22 protein-coding genes and 1 pseudogene are annotated in these 21,099 nt (G+C 71.6%); 9 read left to right on the top strand and 14 right to left on the bottom strand.

All coding sequences use genetic code 11. From position 1 onward, the window contains the following. Positions 1–14: 14 nt before the first annotated feature. Positions 15–1,199 (bottom strand): hypothetical protein, encoded by a 1,185-nt coding sequence (locus tag AC0B61_RS14110; RefSeq protein ID WP_471740911.1) that lies wholly within the window; start codon positions 1,197–1,199, stop codon positions 15–17. 136 nt (positions 1,200–1,335) lie between these two features. Here AC0B61_RS14110 and AC0B61_RS14105 point away from each other — a divergent pair, with 136 nt between their 5' ends. Continuing rightward, positions 1,336–1,812 carry a VOC family protein gene (locus tag AC0B61_RS14105; RefSeq protein WP_471740910.1) on the top strand — a complete coding sequence of 159 codons (477 nt, stop codon included), beginning with the start codon at positions 1,336–1,338 and terminating at the stop codon, positions 1,810–1,812. A 39-nt stretch (positions 1,813–1,851) separates the two neighbouring features. On the opposite strand, the gene AC0B61_RS14100 is transcribed toward AC0B61_RS14105, so the two are convergent. Then, the gene (locus AC0B61_RS14100) at positions 1,852–3,471 is read right to left on the bottom strand and encodes a hypothetical protein (protein WP_471740909.1); all 1,620 of its coding nucleotides are present in this window, start codon (positions 3,469–3,471) and stop codon (positions 1,852–1,854) included. Positions 3,472–3,796: 325 nt separating this feature from the next. On the opposite strand from AC0B61_RS14100, the gene AC0B61_RS14095 reads away from it, so the two are divergent. The 4 genes and pseudogenes from AC0B61_RS14095 (at position 3,797) to AC0B61_RS14080 (ending at position 7,319) form a co-directional block, all read left to right on the top strand. After that, a complete protein-coding gene (locus tag AC0B61_RS14095; RefSeq protein WP_471740908.1) occupies positions 3,797–5,128 on the top strand; it encodes an MFS transporter in 1,332 nt (443 codons plus the stop codon). A gap of 115 nt (positions 5,129–5,243) precedes the next feature. Then, positions 5,244–5,492, top strand: a pseudogene (locus AC0B61_RS14090) (hypothetical protein); the annotation flags it as partial. A gap of 540 nt (positions 5,493–6,032) precedes the next feature. Beyond that, positions 6,033–6,221, top strand: a complete 189-nt coding sequence (locus tag AC0B61_RS14085; RefSeq protein WP_471740907.1) for a hypothetical protein — start codon at positions 6,033–6,035, stop codon at positions 6,219–6,221. A 207-nt stretch (positions 6,222–6,428) separates the two neighbouring features. Continuing rightward, the gene (locus AC0B61_RS14080) at positions 6,429–7,319 is read left to right on the top strand and encodes a hypothetical protein (RefSeq protein ID WP_471740906.1); all 891 of its coding nucleotides are present in this window, start codon (positions 6,429–6,431) and stop codon (positions 7,317–7,319) included. Positions 7,320–7,645: 326 nt separating this feature from the next. Here AC0B61_RS14080 and AC0B61_RS14075 read toward each other — a convergent pair whose 3' ends face one another. Genes AC0B61_RS14075 through AC0B61_RS14040 form a run of 8 tightly spaced genes read right to left on the bottom strand, consistent with a single transcriptional unit; the run spans position 7,646 to position 14,448 of the window. Next, positions 7,646–8,023, bottom strand: coding sequence for a metal-sulfur cluster assembly factor (locus AC0B61_RS14075; protein WP_471740905.1), 378 nt, complete (start codon positions 8,021–8,023; stop codon positions 7,646–7,648). A 22-nt stretch (positions 8,024–8,045) separates the two neighbouring features. After that, positions 8,046–8,498, bottom strand: coding sequence for a Fe-S cluster assembly sulfur transfer protein SufU (sufU, locus tag AC0B61_RS14070; RefSeq protein WP_030247713.1), 453 nt, complete (start codon positions 8,496–8,498; stop codon positions 8,046–8,048). Between the two features lie 20 nt (positions 8,499–8,518). Then, a complete protein-coding gene (locus AC0B61_RS14065) occupies positions 8,519–9,778 on the bottom strand; it encodes a cysteine desulfurase (protein ID WP_471740904.1) in 1,260 nt (419 codons plus the stop codon). After that, a complete protein-coding gene (sufC, locus tag AC0B61_RS14060) occupies positions 9,775–10,539 on the bottom strand; it encodes a Fe-S cluster assembly ATPase SufC (protein WP_030247717.1) in 765 nt (254 codons plus the stop codon). The genes AC0B61_RS14065 and sufC overlap by 4 nt, the downstream gene beginning before the upstream one ends. Before the next feature lie 6 nt (positions 10,540–10,545). Further along, entirely contained in the window at positions 10,546–10,863 is a 318-nt protein-coding gene (locus AC0B61_RS14055) for a bifunctional 3-phenylpropionate/cinnamic acid dioxygenase ferredoxin subunit (RefSeq protein ID WP_030247719.1), read from the bottom strand. Positions 10,864–10,868: 5 nt separating this feature from the next. Then, entirely contained in the window at positions 10,869–12,101 is a 1,233-nt protein-coding gene (gene sufD / locus AC0B61_RS14050; protein WP_471740903.1) for a Fe-S cluster assembly protein SufD, read from the bottom strand. Positions 12,102–12,156: 55 nt separating this feature from the next. After that, positions 12,157–13,572 carry a Fe-S cluster assembly protein SufB gene (sufB, locus tag AC0B61_RS14045; protein ID WP_471740902.1) on the bottom strand — a complete coding sequence of 472 codons (1,416 nt, stop codon included), beginning with the start codon at positions 13,570–13,572 and terminating at the stop codon, positions 12,157–12,159. A 9-nt stretch (positions 13,573–13,581) separates the two neighbouring features. After that, positions 13,582–14,448, bottom strand: a complete 867-nt coding sequence (locus AC0B61_RS14040) for a helix-turn-helix transcriptional regulator (RefSeq protein ID WP_471740901.1) — start codon at positions 14,446–14,448, stop codon at positions 13,582–13,584. A gap of 175 nt (positions 14,449–14,623) precedes the next feature. On the opposite strand from AC0B61_RS14040, the gene AC0B61_RS14035 reads away from it, so the two are divergent. Further along, on the top strand, positions 14,624–15,550 hold the full coding sequence (locus tag AC0B61_RS14035; RefSeq protein ID WP_471740900.1) for an ABC transporter ATP-binding protein: 927 nt from the start codon (positions 14,624–14,626) through the stop codon (positions 15,548–15,550). A 47-nt stretch (positions 15,551–15,597) separates the two neighbouring features. Then, positions 15,598–16,317 carry an ABC transporter permease gene (locus tag AC0B61_RS14030; RefSeq protein ID WP_471741047.1) on the top strand — a complete coding sequence of 240 codons (720 nt, stop codon included), beginning with the start codon at positions 15,598–15,600 and terminating at the stop codon, positions 16,315–16,317. A gap of 75 nt (positions 16,318–16,392) precedes the next feature. Here the strand turns inward: AC0B61_RS14030 and AC0B61_RS14025 are convergent, their stop codons facing one another. Beyond that, complete coding sequence (locus AC0B61_RS14025) at positions 16,393–17,103, bottom strand: LAETG motif-containing sortase-dependent surface protein (protein ID WP_471740899.1); 711 nt, start codon at positions 17,101–17,103, stop codon at positions 16,393–16,395. A gap of 385 nt (positions 17,104–17,488) precedes the next feature. On the opposite strand from AC0B61_RS14025, the gene AC0B61_RS14020 reads away from it, so the two are divergent. Continuing rightward, on the top strand, positions 17,489–18,469 hold the full coding sequence (locus AC0B61_RS14020; protein ID WP_471741046.1) for a COX15/CtaA family protein: 981 nt from the start codon (positions 17,489–17,491) through the stop codon (positions 18,467–18,469). A 100-nt stretch (positions 18,470–18,569) separates the two neighbouring features. On the opposite strand, the gene AC0B61_RS14015 is transcribed toward AC0B61_RS14020, so the two are convergent. Next, positions 18,570–18,716 (bottom strand): hypothetical protein, encoded by a 147-nt coding sequence (locus AC0B61_RS14015; protein WP_471740898.1) that lies wholly within the window; start codon positions 18,714–18,716, stop codon positions 18,570–18,572. Positions 18,717–18,825: 109 nt separating this feature from the next. Next, the gene (locus AC0B61_RS14010; RefSeq protein ID WP_471740897.1) at positions 18,826–19,164 is read right to left on the bottom strand and encodes a hypothetical protein; all 339 of its coding nucleotides are present in this window, start codon (positions 19,162–19,164) and stop codon (positions 18,826–18,828) included. Between the two features lie 72 nt (positions 19,165–19,236). On the opposite strand from AC0B61_RS14010, the gene AC0B61_RS14005 reads away from it, so the two are divergent. Then, entirely contained in the window at positions 19,237–19,878 is a 642-nt protein-coding gene (locus AC0B61_RS14005) for a DUF2461 domain-containing protein (protein WP_471740896.1), read from the top strand. 71 nt (positions 19,879–19,949) lie between these two features. Here the strand turns inward: AC0B61_RS14005 and AC0B61_RS14000 are convergent, their stop codons facing one another. Continuing rightward, positions 19,950–20,897, bottom strand: coding sequence for a heme o synthase (locus AC0B61_RS14000; RefSeq protein WP_471740895.1), 948 nt, complete (start codon positions 20,895–20,897; stop codon positions 19,950–19,952). Positions 20,898–21,099 lie beyond the last annotated feature (202 nt).

Raw genomic sequence — 21,099 nt, 5'->3', positions numbered from 1 at the left:
TCGCCGCCGAGCCGTCAGCGCCGCGCCGCCAGCCACTGCTCCCAGGCCGCCAGCCACAGCTGCTCGGCCAGCCGCTGCTCCTCCCAGACCCCCGCCCCGCCGCCGCCCGGCCGCTCCCGCCACAACTGTTCCCAGGCCCGCTGCGCGGGCAGGCTCGCCACCTCGCTCGCGAACACCGTGTACCGGACGACCTCCTCGACGGCCGCCTCGCCCTCCGCCGTGCCGATCAGCCAATGCGTCTGCTGGGACAGCCGGTTGAGGTGGTTGACCATCCCGGTCACCGCCGTCGCGGCCTCCTCCCGGGTCTCGGTGGCCAGCCGCATCTGCTGGCGCACCGCCGCCTCCCAGCGCACCGCGCAGGCGTCCCCGCGCAGTCCGCGCGGCAGCCTGGGCGTGCGCCCGGCCCGGACCTGCGCCTCGATCGCGGCGGTCTCCGCGATGCTCTGGGTGATCAGCGCCCGGTGTGCCTCCAGCCCGACGGCGGGCGGCAGTTCGCGCTCCTCGACCGGGACGTACCGGGCCTGCCGGGAGGCGAGGTCGCGCAGCAGGTCGGTGCGCCCGCGCAGGTACCGGTCGAAGTCCCTGATCCCGCCGAGCTCCACCCCGCCCGGGTCCACCCCGCGTCCGCACACCGTCACGGTGAGCCCGCCGACCCGCAGCCGTCCGGCCCAGACCAGCCCGGGCCCGCCCGCCGCCGGGGCGCCGGGGCGCAGCACCGGCCGGTCCTCGTGGACCTCCACCGCGCAGGGTTCGCCGTCCACCGTGATCCACTCGCGCAGGGCCCGGACCCGGCCCGGCCCGTCGCCCTCGTCGACGCCCAACTGCTCGTAGACGCGGTCCCGTTCGTCCTCGACCACGTCCTCCAGCTCGGGCAGCAGCTCGCAGCGCTCGGCCCCCGGCCGGTAGGTGCGCACGGTCACGTACGGGCCGGCCGCCGAGCGCCAGTCGCCGCACTGCACCTCGACCCAGCGCAGTACGCCGCCGGAGGTCTCGAAGGCGGCCAGCGCCTCGCCCGTGCGGGCCGGCCCGCCGGCCACGCCGTACACCGGGAAGTCGGCCGCGGCGAGGGTCCGGCGGGAGAAGTCCTCCTGCTCGGCGAAACGATCCTCCTGGAACGGCCGGTCCGGGGCGGGGCCCGAAGGCCCGGTGTTCCACTCCTGGTGCCTGCCGCCGCTCTCCCGCATCATCCTCTGCCGCACCCCCGACTCCTCGCGCCCGCACCGCTGACGCCACCTTACGTGGCCGCAGCTGCCGGGTCATCAGCTCCACTGCCGGACGCCGGCGGCGGCCGTGTCAGGACGCCCGGATGTCAGCCGCCCTCCCTAACCTGGCGACATGACAACCCAGAACAGCACGACAGACGCCGCCGCGACGCCCGACGGCTTCCCGGCCAGGATCAGCATCGTCACCCTCGGGGTCGCCGACCTCGACCGCAGCGCCCGCTTCTACGAAGCCCTCGGCTGGCGGCGCTCCAGCGCCTCCAGCCCGGAGATCGTCTGGTTCCGCACCGCGGATTCGGTGCTCGGCCTCTTCCCCACCGAGGAGCTGGCCGCCGACGCGGGCGTGCCCGCCCTCGGCGAGCCCGCCTTCCGCGGCGTCACCCTCGCGGTGAACCTGGAGTCCCCCGCGCTGGTGGACGCCGCGCTGGCGACGGCGGTCGAGGCCGGCGCCGTGGTGGTCAAGCCGCCGGTCCCGACCGCCTGGGGCGGCTACTCCGGCTACTTCGAGGACCCGGACGGCCACCTCTGGGAGCTGGCCCACAACCCGTTCTTCCCCTTCACCGAGGACGGCTCGCTGGACCTCCCGCAGTAGCCCCCCGGGCCCCTCGCCCTTCGCCCCCCGCCCCTCGCCTCAGTTCTTGGAGCGCGCCTTGAAGGCCGCCTTGCGCGCCTCCTTGGCCACCGCGCGGTCCACGTGCAGCTCCCCGATCGCCTCCAGGACGTCCGCCGTGTACGGGTGGTCGACCCGCCACAGCTCGCCGAACCAGGTCGCCGGATCGCCCTTCACCGGCAGATCGGTGACCAGTTCGCGCAGCAGCTCCGCGTCCCCGCCGTTGTCCAGCAGCTGGGCCGCGAAGGTGTCGACCACCGTCCACAGCGCCATCGCCCGGTCCGGTACCGGCACGTCCGCCGCGCCCTGCGCGGTCAGCCAGGCCCGCCCCGCGCCGCCCAGCTCCCGGTCGTCCAGCACCTCCCGGACGGCCGGCTCGGCGCCCGGGCCCAGCAGGTTGAGCGCTGACACGCAGAGCATCCGCCGCAGCGGGCCGTACGCGTCGCCGCCGCGCGCCGCCGCGAGCAGCTCGCGCGCCGCCTCGACCGGCTCGCGGTCCGCGGTCCACACCCGCAGCTCCTCCTCCGGGAGCACGTTGGCGGACTCGCACACCGCGCGCAGCAGTTCGGCCGCGTCGCCCTGCGCGAGGTCGCCGACCAGCGGCGCGTCGTAGCCGTCCTCCAGCAGCCACTGCCGGATGCCGTACTGGCCGAGCGGGGTGAGCCGGACGAGGCCGAAGCGGGCCGACTCCTCCTCGTCCAGCGGCTGCTCACCGACGACGGCGGGCTCCTCGCCCTCCTCCTCGTCGAACAGCTCGGGATCGATCGGGCGGTAGTCCAGCAGGCCCAGCTCGGCCAGGTCGCCCAGCATCGGGTCGAGCGCGACCATCACGTCGGTGATGTCGCCCAGCAGCTCCTCGTCGGGCTCCTCGCCCTCCGGCACCACCAGCAGCGCGGCGAGCACGCCGAGCGGCACGGTCTCGTTGCCGGGCTCGGCGAAGGCGGTGGTCTCGTAGAGCACCTGCAGCGCCTCGTCGAGCAGTTCGGCGGCCTCGTCGCGAGCCTCCTCGACCTCGGAGAGCCCGTCCTCGTCCTCCTCGCCGGGCTCCTGCCCGCCGTCGGCCCCGGCCTCGTCCTCCGGCAGCGAGTCGGCCTCCACGGCGAGTTCCCGGACGATGCCGGCGGCGGTCAGCCACAGCTCCAGGACGGTCTCCGGGTCGCCCTGCTCGGCGGGTTCGAGGTCCGGCCCCGGGACGGCGACGTGCTCGCCCTCCGCGGTCGTGCCGAGCTCCACCAGGTCCAGGTCGCACGCCAGCGACCAGGCCCGCAGCGCCTCGACCTCGGCCTCCTCGGGCACCTCGCCCTCGGCCGGCGCCAGGCCCAGCAGCCGGGCCACGGGCGCCCGGTCCGCCTGGACGAGGTCGCCGAACTCGTCGACCGCCCGGTGCGGGGCGGCCCAGCGGGCCAGCGCCAGCGCGTACCCGAACATCGGCACGGCCTTCGCCTGCTCGGCCAGCTCCTGCTCGGAGGGCAGTTTCACCGGCGGCACCAGTACGGCCGCGTCGTCCAGGTCCTCGTCGTCCAGCCCGTGCGAGGCGAATGCCCCGTAGAGGTCCTGGAGTTCCAGGTCGGCGGGCAGGACCGCCTCGGCCGCACTCTCTCCCGGCGAAGCCCCGGCGTTCTTCCGACGTCGTCCGGCCATCGTTGTGCGCTCTCCCTCAGCCAGCTGTCAGCTAGAACAGCTCCCCGTACCGATCTACCACCTCAGCGTATAGGCCGGGCACCCCCGATGCCCGGCCGCATGGGGCGCGCACAGGGGCGCGCGCCACTCACGTGCGCCCACCCTTTATCCTTCGGATCGGTACCTGCGCACACCCCGCGCGGTCCACCGGGCAACGAAGCCCCGATCCTCAGCTCATCCGCTCCACCAGGGAGCCCCGCACCGCGGCCACACCACAGCGCCTCCGGACGGGTGCGCCGGCACACCCAGCCGACCCGGTGGGGCCCTGCCACAGGAGACCCCTCACATGGCGGACCTCTCCCCCGCCGGCTCCGGCCTGCGCACCGCGCAGCTCGACGGACGCCGACTGTCGGAGGCCCTGCTTCCCCTGGAGCTCGCGCCCCGCGCCCAGCTCCAGCTCGCCGCGATCAGCCGCTGGAACGCGCTGCGCGGAGTCCGCGTCGGCCTGGTGTCGACCGCCCTGCTGCTGATGCTGATCGGCGCCAACCTGGCGACGCCGATCTACCCGCTCCTCCAGCAGCGCCTCGGACTCGGCCCGCTCGACACCACGATCCTGTTCACGATCTACGTGTTCGCCCTGGTCCCGGTCCTGGCCATCGTCGGCCACTGGTCCGACCACCTCGGCCGCCGCGCCCTGATCCTGCCCGCCGTCGCCCTGGCCGCGGCCGGCGACGTCGTGTTCGCCACCTCCGGCAGCTTCTGGCAGCTCGCACTCGGCCGGGCCGTCCAGGGCATCGCCGTCGGCCTGTCCACCGGCGCCGCCGGAGCCGCCCTCGGCGACCTGCTGCCCGACCATCCGACACTCGCCGCCAAACTCACCCTGGCCTGCTCGGCGGGCGGCGTCGCCCTCGGCCCGGTCGTCGGCGCCCTGCTGTCCGGCGGCTCCGACCCGCTGCTCACGCCGTTCCTGCTGCACGCCATCGCGCTCCTCGCGCTGTGCGTGCCGCTGGCCCTCGTCCACCCCCGGATGCCCGGCCGCAACCGGCCACCGGCCGCCCCGCCGCGCATCACCACCCCGGCCCACCTGCGCCCGCAGCGCCTGCGACTGCCCCGCACCGGGCGCCGCGAGTTCCTGCTCGCCGCCGGCGCCGGCTTCATCTCGTACGGGGTGTTCGGCGTCTACCTCTCCCTCGCCCCGGCCTTCTCCGCCAAGCTGCTGCACACCCCCTCGCACCTGACCGGCGCGATCGTGGCCGCGCTGCTGCTCGGCTCCTCGGCCGCCGCCCAACTGGTCGTCCCGCCGACCGCCGACCGCCTGGTCATCGCCCTCGGCATGACCGGCCTCGCCGCCGGCCTCGGCCTGGTGGTCACCGCCCAGTACACCGAGACCCCGGCGCTGCTCTTCATCGGCAGCGTCCTCGGCGGCATCTGCCAGGGCGTCGCCTTCCGCTCCCTGTTCACCAGCGCCGTCGCCGCCATGGACCCGGAACGCCGGGGCTCCGAGATGAGCGCCCTCTGGGTGATCGTCTACCTCGGCAGCTCCCTCCCCATCGTCGCCGTCGGCGCCCTGGTCCAGCACTTCGGCCTCCTCCCCGCCGTCAGCGGCTTCGCCACCCTCGCGGCCATCCTCTGCGCGGCCCTGGCCGTCGCCGTCGCCCGCAAGCCCAAGGCGGCCTGACCGCACGCACGCGAACGCCGCTGCCCGGGACTTCTTCGGAAGTCCCGGGCAGCGGCGTTCGGAGGGAGGGCCCGGAGGCCGCCCCGCCTGCCGTGGCGGCCTCCGGGTGTTCCGGGAGGACTGGGGGATGGCCCCGCGCGGCCTGGACGCGGCCACTCTGTGGGGTGCGTCGCTCGCCGTGCCGACGCTGGCCGATCGCGTCCGCACCGAGCGGAGCGCCGACTTCGCGAGCCGGGACGGCAAGCTGATGACGCTGTTCGTCGCGGCGAAGATCCTCGGGCCGTACACGCATTCCGAGGACCCTCGCCTTGAGCGCGCCCGCGTCCTGGCGGAGCAGGTGGCGAAGGAGCTTCGGACGGACTGACGCAGGAGCTGCCGGTAGGCCTGGAGGATATCGGTGTCGATCTCGTGCCTCAAGCCGCCGCACAGTTCCCGCAGGTGCTCGGCGTCATCGCTGCCGACCGCCACCGCCTCCACCCCCGGCAGCGCGAAGGCGACGCGAAACGCCGCTTGCACCGGTGTGGCGTCGGATGATCGCAGGAACATCGTCGGGTCGATCTTCTGCCACACGGGGTCGGTGGCGCTGCCGCCGAAGGGGCTCATCCCCCGTATCTGGGTCGGCTTCCACGCGGTCATTAGTGCTTCGGCGGCGTCGAGGACGCTGCTGCTGACCAGCAGGCCGGAGCGGACCATGAGGACGTCCGGGCGAAGCGTGTCGAGGCCGACCAGCGGGCGCGGGTCGTAGCGTCTCAAGGGCGGCGGCAAAGGGCTACAGCATCACCCCCGGAACAGCACGCCGCCTACACGGCCGCACTCGACGAGACCATTGCATCCTTGATTGGGCGGCGAGTGAGCGAGTACCTGGGCGACTTCCTGCTCGTCAGTACTTCTTCTTCCTCGCCCCATGCGGCCCGCCGACCCCACGCGCCGCGACAAGCACATCAAGTGGCAGTACCGCCGCACCCTCTTCACGATGGGACTTGATCAGCATGAGTCGGCCAACACGATCGACACCAATACCTTCCCCACTCTGAACGGTTCACCGATGAACACCGGTAGGCCGGTTCCCACCGTCCGCGACCGCACTACCTGATGAACCGCATCCACGCGCAAACCACGACAGCCATCGGGCACGGTGCCGCGAGAAAATGGCAGTGTCTGATCACTGGTCAGGCAGGCTTTCCTCAGTCCGACTTGCCCGCCTGGCGGTTGTGGTACGTTCCGTACTCAAACAGAAAAACAGGTGACCCCGGCAGCGCGCCAACGCTCCGGGGTCCGGCAACAGGAGCCAGAACTCCCGATGCGCGTCCATCGTAACGCCCACGTGCGCAACTTCACCGTGCTGCCCAACTCTGTTCTCCAGTACCGGCGGCTGAGCTACACCGCCCGCGGCCTGCTCGCGGACCTCCTCTCCCGCCCCGACGGCTGGCGCGAGGACGGACGGCACATGGCCGACTCCAGTCCGCAGGGGCGCGGAGCCATCCGCAAGGCCCTGAAGGAGCTGACCGACGCGGGCTTCTACCGCGTCGAGAAGATCCGCATGCCGGACGGCACCATCCGCACCGAGACCCACGTGTACGACACACCATGGTTCGCGCCGGATGCCACCCGTCCGGTGCCCGGTGGAGCGGCCACCGGGCGCGCTGACAGCCCTGTTGTAAAGGACCGGAAGCAAGAACCCACCCTCCCCGCGAGTCCGGCCGATGACGTCAAATCGGAAGGCCGGAAGGAGGATTCCGAGACCGAAGCGATCCGCGAGGCGGTCGCCACGCTGTTCCGGGTGATCCGCCCAGAGCCCCGACTGCGCCTGGGCGAGGCCGAAGCGCGAGAACTCGCTCCTCTGGTCGCCCAGTGGCTCGCTCGCGGCAGCACCCCGGCCGACCTCGCCCAGGCCCTGCTGCCGGGCCTGCCCACCCCGCTGCACTCGGCGGCGGCCGTGCTCCGCTACCGCCTGGAGCACAAGATGCCGCCCGCCCGGCCCGCTGAACGGCCAGCGGCCCGGTACACCGAGTGCAGCAAGTGCCACGACCCCGTGCCCCGACCGGGCATCTGCCGCCCGTGCGCCGGCCTGGCCACCCGAACCCTCACGGTCGGCCAAGGCGCTGACGTGGCAGCCGCAGGTGCCGCCCGAGTCCGAACCGCCCTACGCTCCGCATTGGCCGGAAGTCGACCCGCACACACCGCCGCCTGAGACGCGCTCTCCCACCGGTCCGAAGCGGCTCCGACAGGACGGACCTTTCGCTTCCGGCAGGTGCTTCGCCCTGCTCGCCATGCTTCCGGCGAGTGCTTCGTCCTCCCCCACCGGCGCCGCGCGCCGCCCGGTCGGCCGGGTGGCACGCGGCCAGGCCCGGGGCGGGCACCCGCCGACAGGCGGGTGGGGGGTGGACGGTGGGGAACGGCGGTGAACAGGCTCAACGAGGGGATGACGCGCGGGTGTTCACCCGGCTGACGCGCGGAAACGCCGCTGCCCGGGACTTCCGAAGAAGTCCCGGGCAGCGGCGCTTGGCGCGACGGATCTCAGACGTTGAAGCCCAGCGCCCGCAGCTGCTCGCGCCCGTCGTCGGTGATCTTGTCGGGGCCCCACGGCGGCATCCAGACCCAGTTGATGCGCAGGTCCTTCACGAGGCCGTCGGTGGCGGTCTTGGCCTGGTCCTCGATGACGTCGGTCAGCGGGCAGGCCGCCGAGGTGAGCGTCATGTCGATGGTGGCCACGTCGGACTCGTCGATGTGGACGCCGTAGATCAGGCCCAGGTTGACGACGTCGATGCCCAGTTCGGGGTCGACGACGTCCATCAGGGCCTCGGTCAGGTCCTCGACCGAGACGGTACCGGCGGTGGTGCCGACGATCAGGCCCTGGCCGGCGTCCTCCGCGGCGGAGGGGGTTTCATCACTCATAGTCTTGTCCTCCTTCGCGGATTCAGTCGTTCACGGCGGGGTGCTGGGCGAGGGCCTGGGCGGTGGCGTCCTTCCAGGCCATCCAGCTGAGCAGGGCGCACTTGACCCGGGCCGGGTACTTGGAGACGCCGGCGAACGCGATCGCGTCCTCCAGCACCTCCTCGTCGCCCTCGCCCTGGCCCTTGCTCTGCATCAGCTCCAGGAAGGCCTCCTGGACCGCCTGCGCCTCGCCGACGGACTTGCCGACCACCAGGTCGTTGAGCACCGAGGCGCTCGCCTGGCTGATCGAACAGCCCTGGGACTCGTACGAGACGTCGGTGACGGTCGAGCCGTCGAGCTTCACCCGCAGGGTGATCTCGTCGCCGCACGTCGGGTTGACGTGGTGCACTTCGGCGTCGCCGTCCCGCAGGCCCTTGCCGTGGGGGTTGCGGTAGTGGTCCAGGATGATGTCCTGGTACATCGAGTCGAGCTTCATGGTCGTCCTGCCCCGTCCCGTCAGCCGAAGAAGTTCCGGACGTGGTGCAGGCCGTCGATCAGCGCGTCGACCTCGCCCGGCGTCGAGTACAGGTAGAACGACGCCCGCGTGGTCGCCGGAATTCCGTACCGCAGGCAGACCGGCCGCGCGCAGTGGTGGCCGACGCGCACGGCGATGCCCTGCTCGTCCAGCACCTGGCCCACGTCGTGCGGGTGGATGTCGCCGAGGGTGAAGGAGATCGCGGCGCCGCGGTCGACGGCCGTGCGGGGGCCGATGATCCGCAGGTCCGGGACCTCCAGCAGCCGCTCGACGGCGTACTCGGTGATCGCGTGCTCGTGCGCCGCGATCTTGTCCATGCCGATGCCCTGCAGGTAGTCGATGGCGGCGCCGAGCCCGACCGCCTGGGCGATCGGCGGGGTGCCGGCCTCGAACTTGTGCGGCGCCGGGGCATAGGTGGACGAGCCCATGGTGACGGTCTCGATCATCTCGCCGCCGCCGAGGAACGGCGGGAGGTCCTCCAGCAGTTCCTGGCGGCCCCAGAGCACGCCGATGCCGGTCGGGGCGAGCATCTTGTGGCCGGTGAAGGCGACGAAGTCGGCTTCCAGCGCCTGCACGTCGAGCACCATGTGCGGCGCGGCCTGCGAGGCGTCGATGACGACCAGCGCGCCGACCGACTGGGCCTTGCGGACGATCGTCTCGACCGGGTTGACGGTGCCGAGCAGGTTGGAGACCAGGGTGAAGGAGACCACTTTGGTCTTCTCGGTGATCAGCTCGTCGATGTTCGACAGGTCGAGCCGGCCCTCGTCGGTCAGCCCGAACCACTTGAGCTTGGCGCCGGTGCGCTGCGACAGCAGCTGCCACGGGACGATGTTGGAGTGGTGCTCCATCTCCGTGATGACGATCTCGGAGTCGGCGTCCACCCGGTACGGTTCGTCCGCCCAGGTCAGCATGTTGGCGACCAGGTTGAGCGACTCGGAGGCGTTCTTGGTGAACACCACCTCGTTGCGGCTCGGCGCGTTGACGAACTCGGCGACCTTGTCCCGGGCGCCCTCGTACAGCGCCGTGGCCTCCTCGGCGAGCACGTGCACGCCGCGGTGGACGTTGGCGTTGTGCCGCTCGTAGTAGGCGTTCAGGGCTTCGAGGACCTGGCGCGGCTTCTGCGAGGTGGCCGCGTTGTCCAGGTAGACCAGCGGCTTGTCGTCGTGCAGCAGCCGCTGCAGGACCGGGAAGTCCTTGCGGATCGCATCGGTGTCGAGCAGTCCCGTGAACGGATGGGTCACTCGGACGCGCCCCCCTTCACGTACGTCTCGTAGCCCTCGTTCTCCAGCTTGTCGGCCAGCTCGGCGCCGCCGGATTCGACGATGCGGCCGCCCGCGAAGACGTGGACGTAGTCGGGCTTGATGTACCGCAGGATGCGGGTGTAGTGGGTCACCAGCAGGGTGCCGACCTCGCCGGTCGAGCGGACCCGGTTGATGCCCTCGGAGACGATCCGCAGCGCGTCGACGTCCAGGCCGGAGTCGGTCTCGTCGAGGATCGCGATCTTCGGCTTGAGCAGTTCGAGCTGGAGGATCTCGTGGCGCTTCTTCTCGCCGCCGGAGAAGCCCTCGTTGACGTTGCGCTCGGCGAAGGCCGGGTCCATCTGGAGGGCGGCCATCGCCTCCTTGACCTCCTTCACCCACAGCCGCAGCTTGGGGGCCTCGCCGCGGACGGCGGTGGCGGCGGTGCGCAGGAAGTTGCTGACCGAGACGCCGGGGACCTCGACCGGGTACTGCATGGCCAGGAAGACGCCGGCCTTGGCGCGCTCGTCGACGGACATCTCGAGGACGTCCTCGCCGTCCAGCAGCACCGAGCCGCCGGTGACGGTGTACTTGGGGTGGCCGGCCAGCGAGTACGCCAGGGTGGACTTGCCGGAGCCGTTGGGGCCCATGATGGCGTGGGTCTCGCCCTGCTTCACGGTCAGGTCGACGCCCTTCAGGATCTCGCGCGGGCCGTTCTCGGCCTCGACGGAGACGTGCAGGTCGCGGATTTCAAGGGTTGCCATGTGTACTCAGGACTCCTGGTTGACGGAGACGAGCACATCGTCCCCTTCGATCTTTACGGGGTAGACAGCGACCGGCTTGGTGGCGGGCAGGCCGGAGGGCTTGCCGGTGCGCAGGTCGAAGCTGGAGCCGTGCAGCCAGCACTCGATCATGCAGTCCTCGACCTCGCCCTCGGAGAGCGAGACGTTCGCGTGCGAGCAGGTGTCGTTGATCGCGAACACCCCCTCGTCGGTGCGGACGACGGAGACCGGCACACCGTTGAGGTCCACGCGCTTGGGGACGTCCTCCTGGAGGTCGGCCAGCGCGCAGGCACGGAGGAAGGTCATGTCGCTCAGACCGCCGCTTCCAGCTCGGCGTCGATCTTCACCATGAGCTGCTCCTGGACCTCGGCGACGCCGATCTGCTGCAGCAGTTCGGCGAAGAAGCCGCGCACCACCAGGCGGCGGGCCTCGTCCGCCGGGATGCCGCGGGCCTGCAGGTAGAACAGCTGCTCGTCGTCGAAGCGGCCGGTCGCCGAGGCGTGGCCGGCGCCGACGATCTCGCCGGTCTCGATCTCCAGGTTCGGGATCGAGTCGACCCGGGCGCCGTCGGTGAGCACCAGGTTCCGGTTGAGCTCGTAGGTGTCGGTGCCGAGCGCGGCGGCGCGGATCAGCACGTCGCCGACCCAGACGGTGTGCGCGTCCTGGCCCTGCAGCGCGCCCTTGTACGCCACGTTGGACCGGCAGTGCGGCGTGTCGTGGTCGATCACCAGGCGGTGCTCCAGGTGCTGGCCGGCGTCGGCGAAGTAGAGGCCGAACAGCTCGGCCTCGCCGCCGGGGCCCGCGTAGTTGACCCGCGGGTGCAGGCGGACCAGGTCGCCGCCGAAGGTCACGACCACGGACTTGTACGAGGCGTCCCGGCCGACCAGCGTGTTGTGCTGGGCGACGTGGACGGCGTCGCGCTCCCAGTCCTGGACGGAGACGAAGGTGAGCTTGGCGCCGTCGCCGACCAGCAGTTCGACGTTGGCGGCCCGGGTGCCGGTGCCGGTGTGGTTGAGCACCACGACGGCCTCGGCGAACGGCTTGACGTCGATCACCACGTGGGCGAAGCGGACGCCGCCCTCGCCCCGCACGTCGATCCTGACCGGCTCGGCCAGCACCGTCTCCTTGGGGACGGTGACCACCAGGGCCTGCTCGAAGGCGCTGAACGCCTGCGCGGCGACCCGGTCGACCGGCGTGCCGGCCTTGCCCAGGCGGGCGTCGTCGCGGCCGACGGTCTCGGCGGTGACGCCCTCCGGGAGGGTGAACTCGACCTTGTCCGCGCCGCGCTCACCGGCGGCGGCGGTGCCGTCGTGCAGCCCGCCGAGGCGGTGCAGCGGGGTGAACCGCCAGTCCTCCTCGCGGCCGGTCGGCACCGGGAAGTCGTTCACGTCGAAGGACGGCTTGGCCGCGACGCGCGCGTCGATCGGCTGCTGGACCGCGGTCCGACCGGTGCCGGGGCCGGCGAGCTGCGCGCCCGCGCCGGCGGTGCCGACCTCGATCGACCCGGCGGTGGTGGAGCCGGTGGGGGTGTTGACGTCAGCCATGGCTGTTCGTTGTGCTCTCTTCCTCGAAAGTCGGACGGGATCGCGTGCGGCTGCGTCAGCCGACCGAGCCCTCCATCTGCAGCTCGATCAGCCGGTTGAGCTCCAGCGCGTACTCCATCGGCAGCTCGCGCGCGATCGGCTCGACGAAGCCGCGGACGATCATCGCCATCGCCTCGAACTCGGTCAGGCCGCGGCTCATCAGGTAGAAGAGCTGGTCCTCGCTGACCTTGGAGACGGTCGCCTCGTGGCCCATGGACACGTCGTCCTCGCGGACGTCCACGTACGGGTAGGTGTCCGAGCGGGAGATGGTGTCCACCAGCAGCGCGTCGCACAGCACGTTGGACTTGGCGCCCTTGGAGCCCTCGCCGATCTCGATCAGGCCGCGGTAGGAGGTCCGGCCGCCGCCGCGCGCCACCGACTTGGAGACGATGTTGGAGGAGGTGTTCGGCGCCATGTGCACCATCTTGGCGCCGGCGTCCTGGTGCTGGCCCTCGCCCGCGAAGGCGATCGACAGGGTCTCGCCCTTGGCGTGCTCGCCCATCAGGTAGACGGCGGGGTACTTCATGGTGACCTTGGAGCCGATGTTGCCGTCGATCCACTCCATGGTCGCGCCCTCGTACGCCACGGCGCGCTTGGTGACCAGGTTGTAGACGTTGTTCGACCAGTTCTGGATGGTCGTGTAGCGGCAGCGGCCGCCCTTCTTGACGATGATCTCCACGACCGCCGAGTGCAGCGAGTCGGAGGAGTAGATCGGCGCGGTGCAGCCCTCGACGTAGTGGACGTAGGCGTCCTCGTCGACGATGATCAGCGTCCGCTCGAACTGGCCCATGTTCTCGGTGTTGATCCGGAAGTAGGCCTGCAGCGGGATGTCGACGCGCACGCCCTTCGGCACGTAGATGAACGAGCCGCCGGACCACACCGCGGTGTTCAGCGCGGCGAACTTGTTGTCGCCGGCCGGGATGACGGTGCCGAAGTACTCCTTGAACAACTCCGGGTGCTCGCGCAGCGCGGTGTCGGTGTCCAGGAAGATGACGCCCTGCTCCTCCAGGTCCTCGCGGATCTGGTGGTAGACGACCTCGGACTCGTACTGGGCGGCGACACCGGCGACCAGGCGCTGCTTCTCCGCCTCCGGGATGCCCAGCTTGTCGTACGTCGCCTTGATGTCCGCCGGCAGGTCCTCCCAGGACTCGGCCTGCTTCTCGGTGGAGCGGACGAAGTACTTGATGTTGTCGAAGTCGATGCCGGTGAGGTCGGAGCCCCAGGTCGGCATGGGCTTCTTGCCGAACAGCTTCAGGCCCTTGAGCCGCAGGTTCAGCATCCACTCGGACTCGTTCTTCTTCGCGGAGATGTCGCGCACGACCTCCTCGCTGAGCCCGCGCTTGGCCACGGCACCGGCGGCGTCCGGGTCGGCCCAGCCGTACTCGTAGTTGCCCAGGCCGTCGAGCTCAGGGTGCGAAACGGTGTCAGTCATGCGAGCTTCCTAACGCGCGGACGCAGAATCTTCGGACGCGAAATCTTCGGTGGACTTACCGGCAGTCGGCACCGCATCGGAGTCGCTGCCCGCGGGACGCCGGGCGGACGACGATGCGGCACCGGGTGCCGGCACATAGGTGGTGCAGACCCCGTCGCCGTGGGCGATGGTGGCCAGCCGTTGCACATGGGTGCCCAGCAGCTGGGAGAAGACCTCGGTCTCCGCCTCGCACAGCTGCGGGAACTGCTCGGCGATGTGCGCGACCGGGCAGTGGTGCTGGCAGAGCTGGGCGCCTGCCGGGGCCTTGGCCGCGGCCGACGGGACACGCCGCACCGTCGCAGCGTACCCGTCCGCGCTCAACGCCTGGGCGAGTGCCTCGGTGCGTTCTCCCGCATCGACCAGGCTCAGCACCTCCAGGTACTTCTCGCCCTGCTTGCCGAACCGGGCCCGGGCGAAGGCGGCGACCGCCTCCTCGCCCGCCTTGCCGCCGCCCACCGCGTCCGAGATCCAGCGCAGCGCGTCGGCCGCGAGCTGGTCGTACGCCTGGTAGAAGGCGTCCCGGCCGGCGTCGGTGAGGGCGAAGACCTTGGCCGGGCGGCCGCGGCCGCGGCTGCCGTAGATCCGCTGCTCGCGGGACTCGACCAGGCCGGCGGCGGCCAGTCCGTCGAGGTGGCGGCGGACGGCGGCGGCGGTGAGGCCGAGCCGGTTCGCCAGGTCCGCGGCGGAGGAAGGGCCGTGGTCCAGGATCGAGCGGGCGACCCGGTCCCGGGTGGCGCGGTGGCCGTCCAACAGCACCTCGGCCGCCGTCACGGGCACGTCGCAGTGGGAGGCCGGCTCGGCCTCCTGCTGCTGGGCGTGCTCGCGCATGTTTTTCACAACACCAGTGTTGCGTAATTACTTCCGAAGAGACAAGCCGTGACCCAGGCCTCATCGGTGGCATCGATCACGCAGGCAAGCCTTACCTGACCTGGGAAAACGATCATCCGGGCGCCCGTCCGACCGTCGAGGCCGCCGTCCGCCGCGGGCGTGAGCCCCTCTTACACTCGCCGGTATGCACTCCGAACCCGCGGTCCAGATCGCCGGGCTGGTCAAACGCTACGGTGACAAGCTCGCGGTGGACGGCCTCGACCTCACCATCGCGGCCGGCGCGATCACCGCCGTCCTCGGCCCCAACGGCGCCGGCAAGACCACCACCATCGAGACCTGCGAGGGCTACCGCCGCCCCGACGCCGGCACCGTCCGCGTCCTCGGCCTCGACCCGGCCACCCAGAGCGCCGCCCTGCGCCCCCGGATCGGCGTCATGCTGCAGTCCGGCGGCGTCTACGCGGGCGCCCGCGCGGTCGAGATGCTGCGGCACACCGCCAAACTGCACGCCCACCCGCTGGACGTGGACGCCCTGGTCGAGCGTCTCGGCCTCGGCTCCTGCGGCCGCACCGCCTACCGGCGCCTGTCCGGCGGCCAGCAGCAGCGGCTCGCCCTGGCCATGGCCGTGGTCGGCCGCCCCGAGCTGGTCTTCCTGGACGAGCCCACCGCCGGCCTCGACCCGCAGGCCCGCCGCGCCACCTGGGACCTGGTCCGCGACCTGCGCCGGGACGGCGTCACCGTGGTCGTCACCACCCACCACATGGACGAGGCCGAGCAGCTCGCCGACCGCGTCGCCATCGTCGACAACGGCAAGGTGATCGCCGACGGCACCACCGGGGAGCTGTGCCGCGGCGGCGCCGAGAGCTCCCTGCGCTTCGACGGCCCGCCCGGGCTGGACCTCGGCCCGCTGGTCAAGGAACTGCCCGAGGGCGCCACCGCCGTCGAGACCGCCCCCGGCAGCTACCGGATCGAGGCGCCGGTGGACCCGAAGCTGCTGGCCACCGTCACCGGCTGGTGCGCGGCCGCCGGCGTCCTGCCCGAACGGCTGGCCGTGCAGCGCCGCAGCCTCGAAGACGTCTTCCTCGACCTGACCGGACGGGAGCTCCGCTCGTGACCTCCGTGGACTACTCCCCCAGGCCCGGCGCGGCCCCGATCGGCCGGATGCTGCTCGCCCAGACGGCGTTCGAGACCCGGATGCTGCTGCGCAACGGCGAGCAGCTGCTGCTGACCGTGGTCATCCCGACCGTCCTGCTGGTGCTGTTCTCCGCCGTGGACATCGTCGCGGTCGAGGGCCCCGGCAAGCGGGTCGACTTCCTGGCCCCCGGCCTGCTCGCGCTGGCCGTGATGTCCACCGCCTTCACCGGGCAGGCCATCGCCACCGGCTTCGAGCGCCGCTACGGCGTGCTCAAGCGGCTCGGCGCCAGCCCGCTGCCGCGCTGGGCCCTGCTGACCGCCAAGACCGGCTGCGTCCTGGTGACGGAGGCGCTGCAGGTCGCGCTGCTGTCGGTGATCGCGCTGGCGCTCGGCTGGTCCCCGCACGGCAACCCCGCGACCGTCGTCGCGCTGCTGGTCCTCGGCACCGCCGCGTTCTCCGGGCTCGGCCTGCTGATGGCCGGCACCCTCAAGGCCGAGGCCACGCTGGCCGCCGCCAACCTGGTGTTCGTCCTGCTGCTGCTCGCGGGCGGGGTGATCGTGCCGCTGGGCAGGTTCCCCGACGCCGTGCGGTCGGTGCTGGAGCTGCTGCCGGTCTCGGCGCTCTCGGACGGTCTGCGGTCGGTGCTGCAGACCGGTGCCGGGGTGCCCTGGGCGGACCTCGGGATCCTGGCCGGCTGGGCCGTGCTCGGACTGGCGGCGGCCGCCCGCTTCTTCCGCTGGGAATAGCCCGCACCCGGGCGACGCACGACGCCCCCCGACCCTGACGGGCCGGGGAGCGTCGCCGTTCTCGGCGTCGGCGGGTCAGCTCTCGCTGCCGCCCCGGCGCTTGCGGGCGAGCAGGACGAGCGCGCCGCCGACCAGCAGCACGCCGCCGCCGGCCGCCGCGATCAGCGGAGTCGCGTCGTTGCTACCGGTCTCGGCGAGCGCCGGCGCGCTGGTGGCGGGCGCCGAGGTCTCGGGCTTGCTCGGGGTCGGCGGGACCGACGGGCTGGGGCTCGCCGACGGCGGGACCGTCGGGGGCTTGCTCGGCGTCACGGGCGGCGGCGTCACCGGCGGCGTCGGCGTGGACGTAGGCGTCGGCGTGGGAGTCGGGGTCTTGGTGGGGGTGGGCGTGGGGGTCGGGGTGGGAGTCGGCGTGTGGCACGGCTCGATGGTCTTCGTCTCGTTGATGTTCCACCCCTTCTCGTTCGGGTTCTCCGTGGTGGAGACCACCAGGTTCGCCTTGATCGGGGCCGTGTGGTCCTTCACCGGGAAGGAGCCGTGGAACTCGGCGGGGAAGGCCTTGGCGTCCAGGACCTTCTCGCCGTCGATGGTGAGGCTGACGGTGTTCTTCACGTCGGCCTTGGGGTTGTAGTTGATCAGATCGATCACGACCTTGTCGCAGGTCACCGACCAACTCGGCACGTGTGCCGAGGCGTTGGTGGCCAGCGCCAAGGGCAGTAGAAAACCGGCCGCCGCCGTACCGGCCAGTGCCGCCGCGCCGATCCCGATGTGCCGCTGCTGTCGCGCCATTACGCAGTTCCCCTCCGAACGGTCTTGTGCAGCAGGCGTGTTGATTGGATCGCGGTGGCCCGCTACGACTGTCCGGGGGACTCTACCGGCACTTCCGCATCCCGCCACACCCCGCCGTCCGACCGGATTTCGTCTGTCCGTCCGTTCTCCGATGTGCATGACCAGCCCATCACAGCCGCCACCTCGCGGAACGCGAATTCGGTAAACTTGAATGAACTTCGTCACCTCAGGACAGAACGGCGCCCCCGGTGATCAGGTTCAATCGCCGACGACGCCACTTCCGTCAGCGGCGCCGCTTCCCCTCGGGGCCCGGAGGAAGGACCCGGTCCCCCCGCCCGCGCCCCGCCCGCGCCCCGCCCCAAGATCGCCTGTAAGGCCGCCTACGATTGACCCCGTGCGTACCCCCTTCTCCCTGCTCGCCGACCGCTGGCAGCCCTCCGCCGCGATGGTCCGGCGCGCCGCGTTCGCCGCGCTGGTGATGAGCGTGGTGATCGTCGTCACCGGCGGCGCCGTCCGCCTCACCGCCTCCGGCCTCGGCTGCACCACGTGGCCCCGCTGCACCGACGAGAGCCTGACGCCCACCGCCGAGATGGGCTTCCACGGCATCGTCGAGTTCACCAACCGGATGCTCACCTACGTGCTGAGCGCGGCAGTCGGCTGGGCCATCCTGGCCGCCCGCTGCCACCGGCCCTGGCGGCGCGGACTGACCAGGCTCGGCTGGGCGCAGTTCTGGCTGGTGATGAGCAACGCCGTACTCGGCGGCATCACCGTGCTGACCGGCCTCAACCCGTACACCGTGGCGCTGCACATGATCGCCGCGATGGCCCTGGTCTGGGTCGCGCTGCTGATGTGGGAGCGCAGCAAGGAGGGCGACGGCCCGGCCAGGCTCTCGGTGGCCCGCCCGATCCACCAGCTCTCGTACGTCCTGGTCACCGTGATCGGCCTGCTCGTCGCGGCCGGCACCCTGGTCACCGGCGCCGGCCACCACCCCGGCACGCCCCAGGACAACAAGTTCGTCCCGCGCATCCCGATCGACTACGACCGCCTGGCCCAGTTCCACGCCGACTTCGCGTTCGTCTCGGTCGGCCTGACCATTGCGATGATCTTCGTCTTCGCCGCGATCAAGGCCCCCCAGCCCGCCAAGGCCCGCACCGGGGAACTGCTCGCCGTCCTCCTCCTCCAGGGCGTCCTCGGCTTCATCCAGTACTTCACCGACGCCCCCGAGCTGATGGTCGGCCTCCACATGCTCGGCGCGTCCCTGACGTGGATCGCCGCCCTCCGCATCCCTCTCGCCCTACGCGTACGCGAGGCCCAAGAGACCCCCGACCAGCTGCCCGCACAGACCCCGCAACCCGCGTCCGTCTGAGCATCGTCGAAGGCTCCCATCCCCGGGATGGGAGCCTTCGCCATGTCCCAGCAGTGGCCCAATGACCGCGAACGGCCCGGCTCCCGCACGGGGAGCGGGCCTACTGCGACCTCCGGCGGGCGCGAACCAGCGCGGCGGCGATCGCGAGGGGGAAGGACAGCAGGAAGAGCGTCACCGCGGGCCACAGCGGGTCGCCGTCGACTATCGCGCTCACGAGCGTGCGGATACCGGCAACGACGAAGTGCATGCGCGTACCGTAGCGCTACCCGTCGCCGGGCCGTCCGGTGCCCCTGACCAACGCCGACGGCCCGCTTCCCCCACCTAGGGGGAGCCGGGCCGCTGCCGTGTCCAGGGGCTCAGCCGCCGAGCTGGATGCCGGCCATCCGCTTCCACTCGTACGGGCCGGTCTTGACCTTGAGGCCCAGCTCGCCCTCGAAGTCGTCGTGCAGGGTCAGCCCGGCCAGTTCGGCGGCCCGGCGGCCGACGGCGTAGCTGGGGGCCACCTGGTCGCCCCAGGCGCCGTCCGCGCCGACCACGACGATGCGGGTGGCCACGGCGCCGACGTACTCGACGACCGCGTCGGCGCTGCCGCCGTGCTCCCGGGCGAAGCTGGTGAGGTTCTTGGCGATGCGCTTGGCGCGGCGCTCGGTACGGGCGTCCGGCGCGGCGGCGGTGGCGGTCTCTGCGCTGCTCATGACCGCATGCTACCCACCGGTAGAGGCGCTGGCGACGGGAGCGCCCTGTGCACCGGGCCACATACTGAGGAGGTGACCTTCTCCGGCTGGCCGACCGAGGCGCTCGACTTCTACGAGCACCTGGAGGCCGACAACTCGAAGTCCTTCTGGCAGGCCCACCGGGAGCAGTACGAAGACGCCGTACGCGCCCCGATGGAGCTGCTGCTCGCCGAGCTGGAGCCGGAGTTCGGGCCGGGGAAGATCTTCCGCCCGAACCGCGACGTCCGCTTCAGCGCCGACAAGTCCCCGTACAAGACGCACATCGGCGCCCACCTGGAGTCCGGCGGCTACATCCAGCTCTCCGCCGACGGCCTGGCCTGCGGCAACGGGATGTACCAGCTCGCCCCGGACCAGTTGGAGCGCTACCGCGCCGCCGTCGCCGAGGACGTCAGCGGCGCCGAGCTGGAGCGGGTGATCGCCCGGGTGGAGAAGGACGGCCCGCGGGTGTCCGGCCGGGACAGTCTCAAGTCCGCCCCGCGCGGCTACGCCAAGGACCACCCGAGGATCGAGCTACTGCGCCACAAGGGCCTGGTGGCCTGGCAGGAGTGGGAGCCCGCGAAGTGGCTGGGCACCCGCGCCGCCCACACCCGGATCACCGGCTTCCTGCGCGCCTCCCGGCCGCTCCGCGACTGGCTCGACGGCCACGTCGGCCCCTCCGAGCTGCCCTCCCGCTAGCACCCCGGCCGGAACCCCCGAATGCGCGAGAGCCCCGGTCCACCGGACCGGGGCTCTCGCGCACGCACCTCTTACTTCACGAACGGGTCGACCGCGCACACCACCATCAGCAGCGACAGGTAGGTGATCGACCAGTGGAACAGCCGCATCTCCTTGAGCTTGGCGCCCACGACCCCGGCCTTGGCCCGCGCGTACAGCGCGTGCGCCTCGCGCAGCCAGAACCCGCCGAGCAGCACCGCGGCGGCCGGGTACAGCCAGCTCATGTGCCCGAGGGGCCACAGCGCCAGCGAGACCGCCACCATCACCCAGGAGTAGATGACGACCTGCTTGCCGACGGCCACGTTGCCCTTGACGACCGGCAGCATCGGCACTCCGGCCCGCAGGTAGTCGTCGCGCACCTTCATCGACAGCACCCAGGTGTGCGGCGGCGTCCAGAAGAACACCACGAGGAACAGCACTACGGCCGCCGAGGACACCGAGTCGGTCACCGAGGACCAGCCGACCAGCACCGGCATGCAGCCGGCGATGCCGCCCCAGACGATGTTCTGCGAGGTGCGCCGCTTGAGCCCCAGCGTGTAGACGAACACGTAGAACAGCAGCGCGCCCAGGGCCAGCGCGGCGGAGAGCCAGTTGACCCCGAAGCCGAGCAGCAGGGTCGAGACGATCGCGAGCGCGATGCCGAACACGAGGGCCTCGCGCGGCGACACCATCCCGGTGACGATCGGCCGCCGCTCGGTGCGGGACATCATCGCGTCGATGTCGCGGTCGATGTACATGTTGAGGGCGTTGGCGCCGCCGGCCGACAGGTAGCCGCCGATCACGACCTTGAGCACCAGCAGCATGTTCGGCACGCCCTGCTGGGCCAGGAACATCACCGGCACGGTGCTCATCAGCAGCAGTTCGATGATCCGGGGCTTGGTCAGTGCGACGAAGGCGCCGACACGGGCCCCGAGCGGCCGGTGCGCAGGAGTCGCCCCGGTGACCCCGGCGGGACGGGTTTCGACGGCGGTCACTAACACCCCAACTGAAGATGAATCCTCGCAGGCGTCCACAGGAACGAAGGTCCCGAATCGTCCGCTCTGCGCGTACCACGACACCATAGACGCTCCATATATCCCATCCGGCTCCGGGGTCCTCCGGCGAGGCCGAACCGCACACCCCCGGGTGAACCGTCTGGGTGGAGCCACGAAGCGCCTCCGGCGGGCCCCGCTCGCCCGTCCT

Source organism: Kitasatospora sp. NPDC023385, from assembly GCF_055664045.1.
The sequence above is the reverse complement of the archived record's forward strand: the minus strand, read 5'-3'. Positions and strand labels throughout refer to the sequence as shown.

Excerpts from the sequence above, each read along its gene's own strand:
- AC0B61_RS14105 (WP_471740910.1), top strand. The coding sequence starts at position 1,336 with ATGACAACCCAGAACAGCACGACAGACGCCGCCGCGACGCCCGACGGC.
- AC0B61_RS14100 (WP_471740909.1), bottom strand. The coding sequence starts at position 3,471 with ATGGCCGGACGACGTCGGAAGAACGCCGGGGCTTCGCCGGGAGAGAGT.
- AC0B61_RS14095 (WP_471740908.1), top strand. The coding sequence starts at position 3,797 with ATGGCGGACCTCTCCCCCGCCGGCTCCGGCCTGCGCACCGCGCAGCTC.
- AC0B61_RS14085 (WP_471740907.1), top strand. The coding sequence starts at position 6,033 with ATGCGGCCCGCCGACCCCACGCGCCGCGACAAGCACATCAAGTGGCAG.
- AC0B61_RS14080 (WP_471740906.1), top strand. The coding sequence starts at position 6,429 with ATGCGCGTCCATCGTAACGCCCACGTGCGCAACTTCACCGTGCTGCCC.
- AC0B61_RS14075 (WP_471740905.1), bottom strand. The coding sequence starts at position 8,023 with ATGAGTGATGAAACCCCCTCCGCCGCGGAGGACGCCGGCCAGGGCCTG.
- sufU (WP_030247713.1), bottom strand. The coding sequence starts at position 8,498 with ATGAAGCTCGACTCGATGTACCAGGACATCATCCTGGACCACTACCGC.
- sufC (WP_030247717.1), bottom strand. The coding sequence starts at position 10,539 with ATGGCAACCCTTGAAATCCGCGACCTGCACGTCTCCGTCGAGGCCGAG.
- AC0B61_RS14055 (WP_030247719.1), bottom strand. The coding sequence starts at position 10,863 with ATGACCTTCCTCCGTGCCTGCGCGCTGGCCGACCTCCAGGAGGACGTC.
- sufD (WP_471740903.1), bottom strand. The coding sequence starts at position 12,101 with ATGGCTGACGTCAACACCCCCACCGGCTCCACCACCGCCGGGTCGATC.
- sufB (WP_471740902.1), bottom strand. The coding sequence starts at position 13,572 with ATGACTGACACCGTTTCGCACCCTGAGCTCGACGGCCTGGGCAACTAC.
- AC0B61_RS14035 (WP_471740900.1), top strand. The coding sequence starts at position 14,624 with ATGCACTCCGAACCCGCGGTCCAGATCGCCGGGCTGGTCAAACGCTAC.
- AC0B61_RS14030 (WP_471741047.1), top strand. The coding sequence starts at position 15,598 with ATGCTGCTCGCCCAGACGGCGTTCGAGACCCGGATGCTGCTGCGCAAC.
- AC0B61_RS14025 (WP_471740899.1), bottom strand. The coding sequence starts at position 17,103 with ATGGCGCGACAGCAGCGGCACATCGGGATCGGCGCGGCGGCACTGGCC.
- AC0B61_RS14015 (WP_471740898.1), bottom strand. The coding sequence starts at position 18,716 with ATGCACTTCGTCGTTGCCGGTATCCGCACGCTCGTGAGCGCGATAGTC.
- AC0B61_RS14010 (WP_471740897.1), bottom strand. The coding sequence starts at position 19,164 with ATGAGCAGCGCAGAGACCGCCACCGCCGCCGCGCCGGACGCCCGTACC.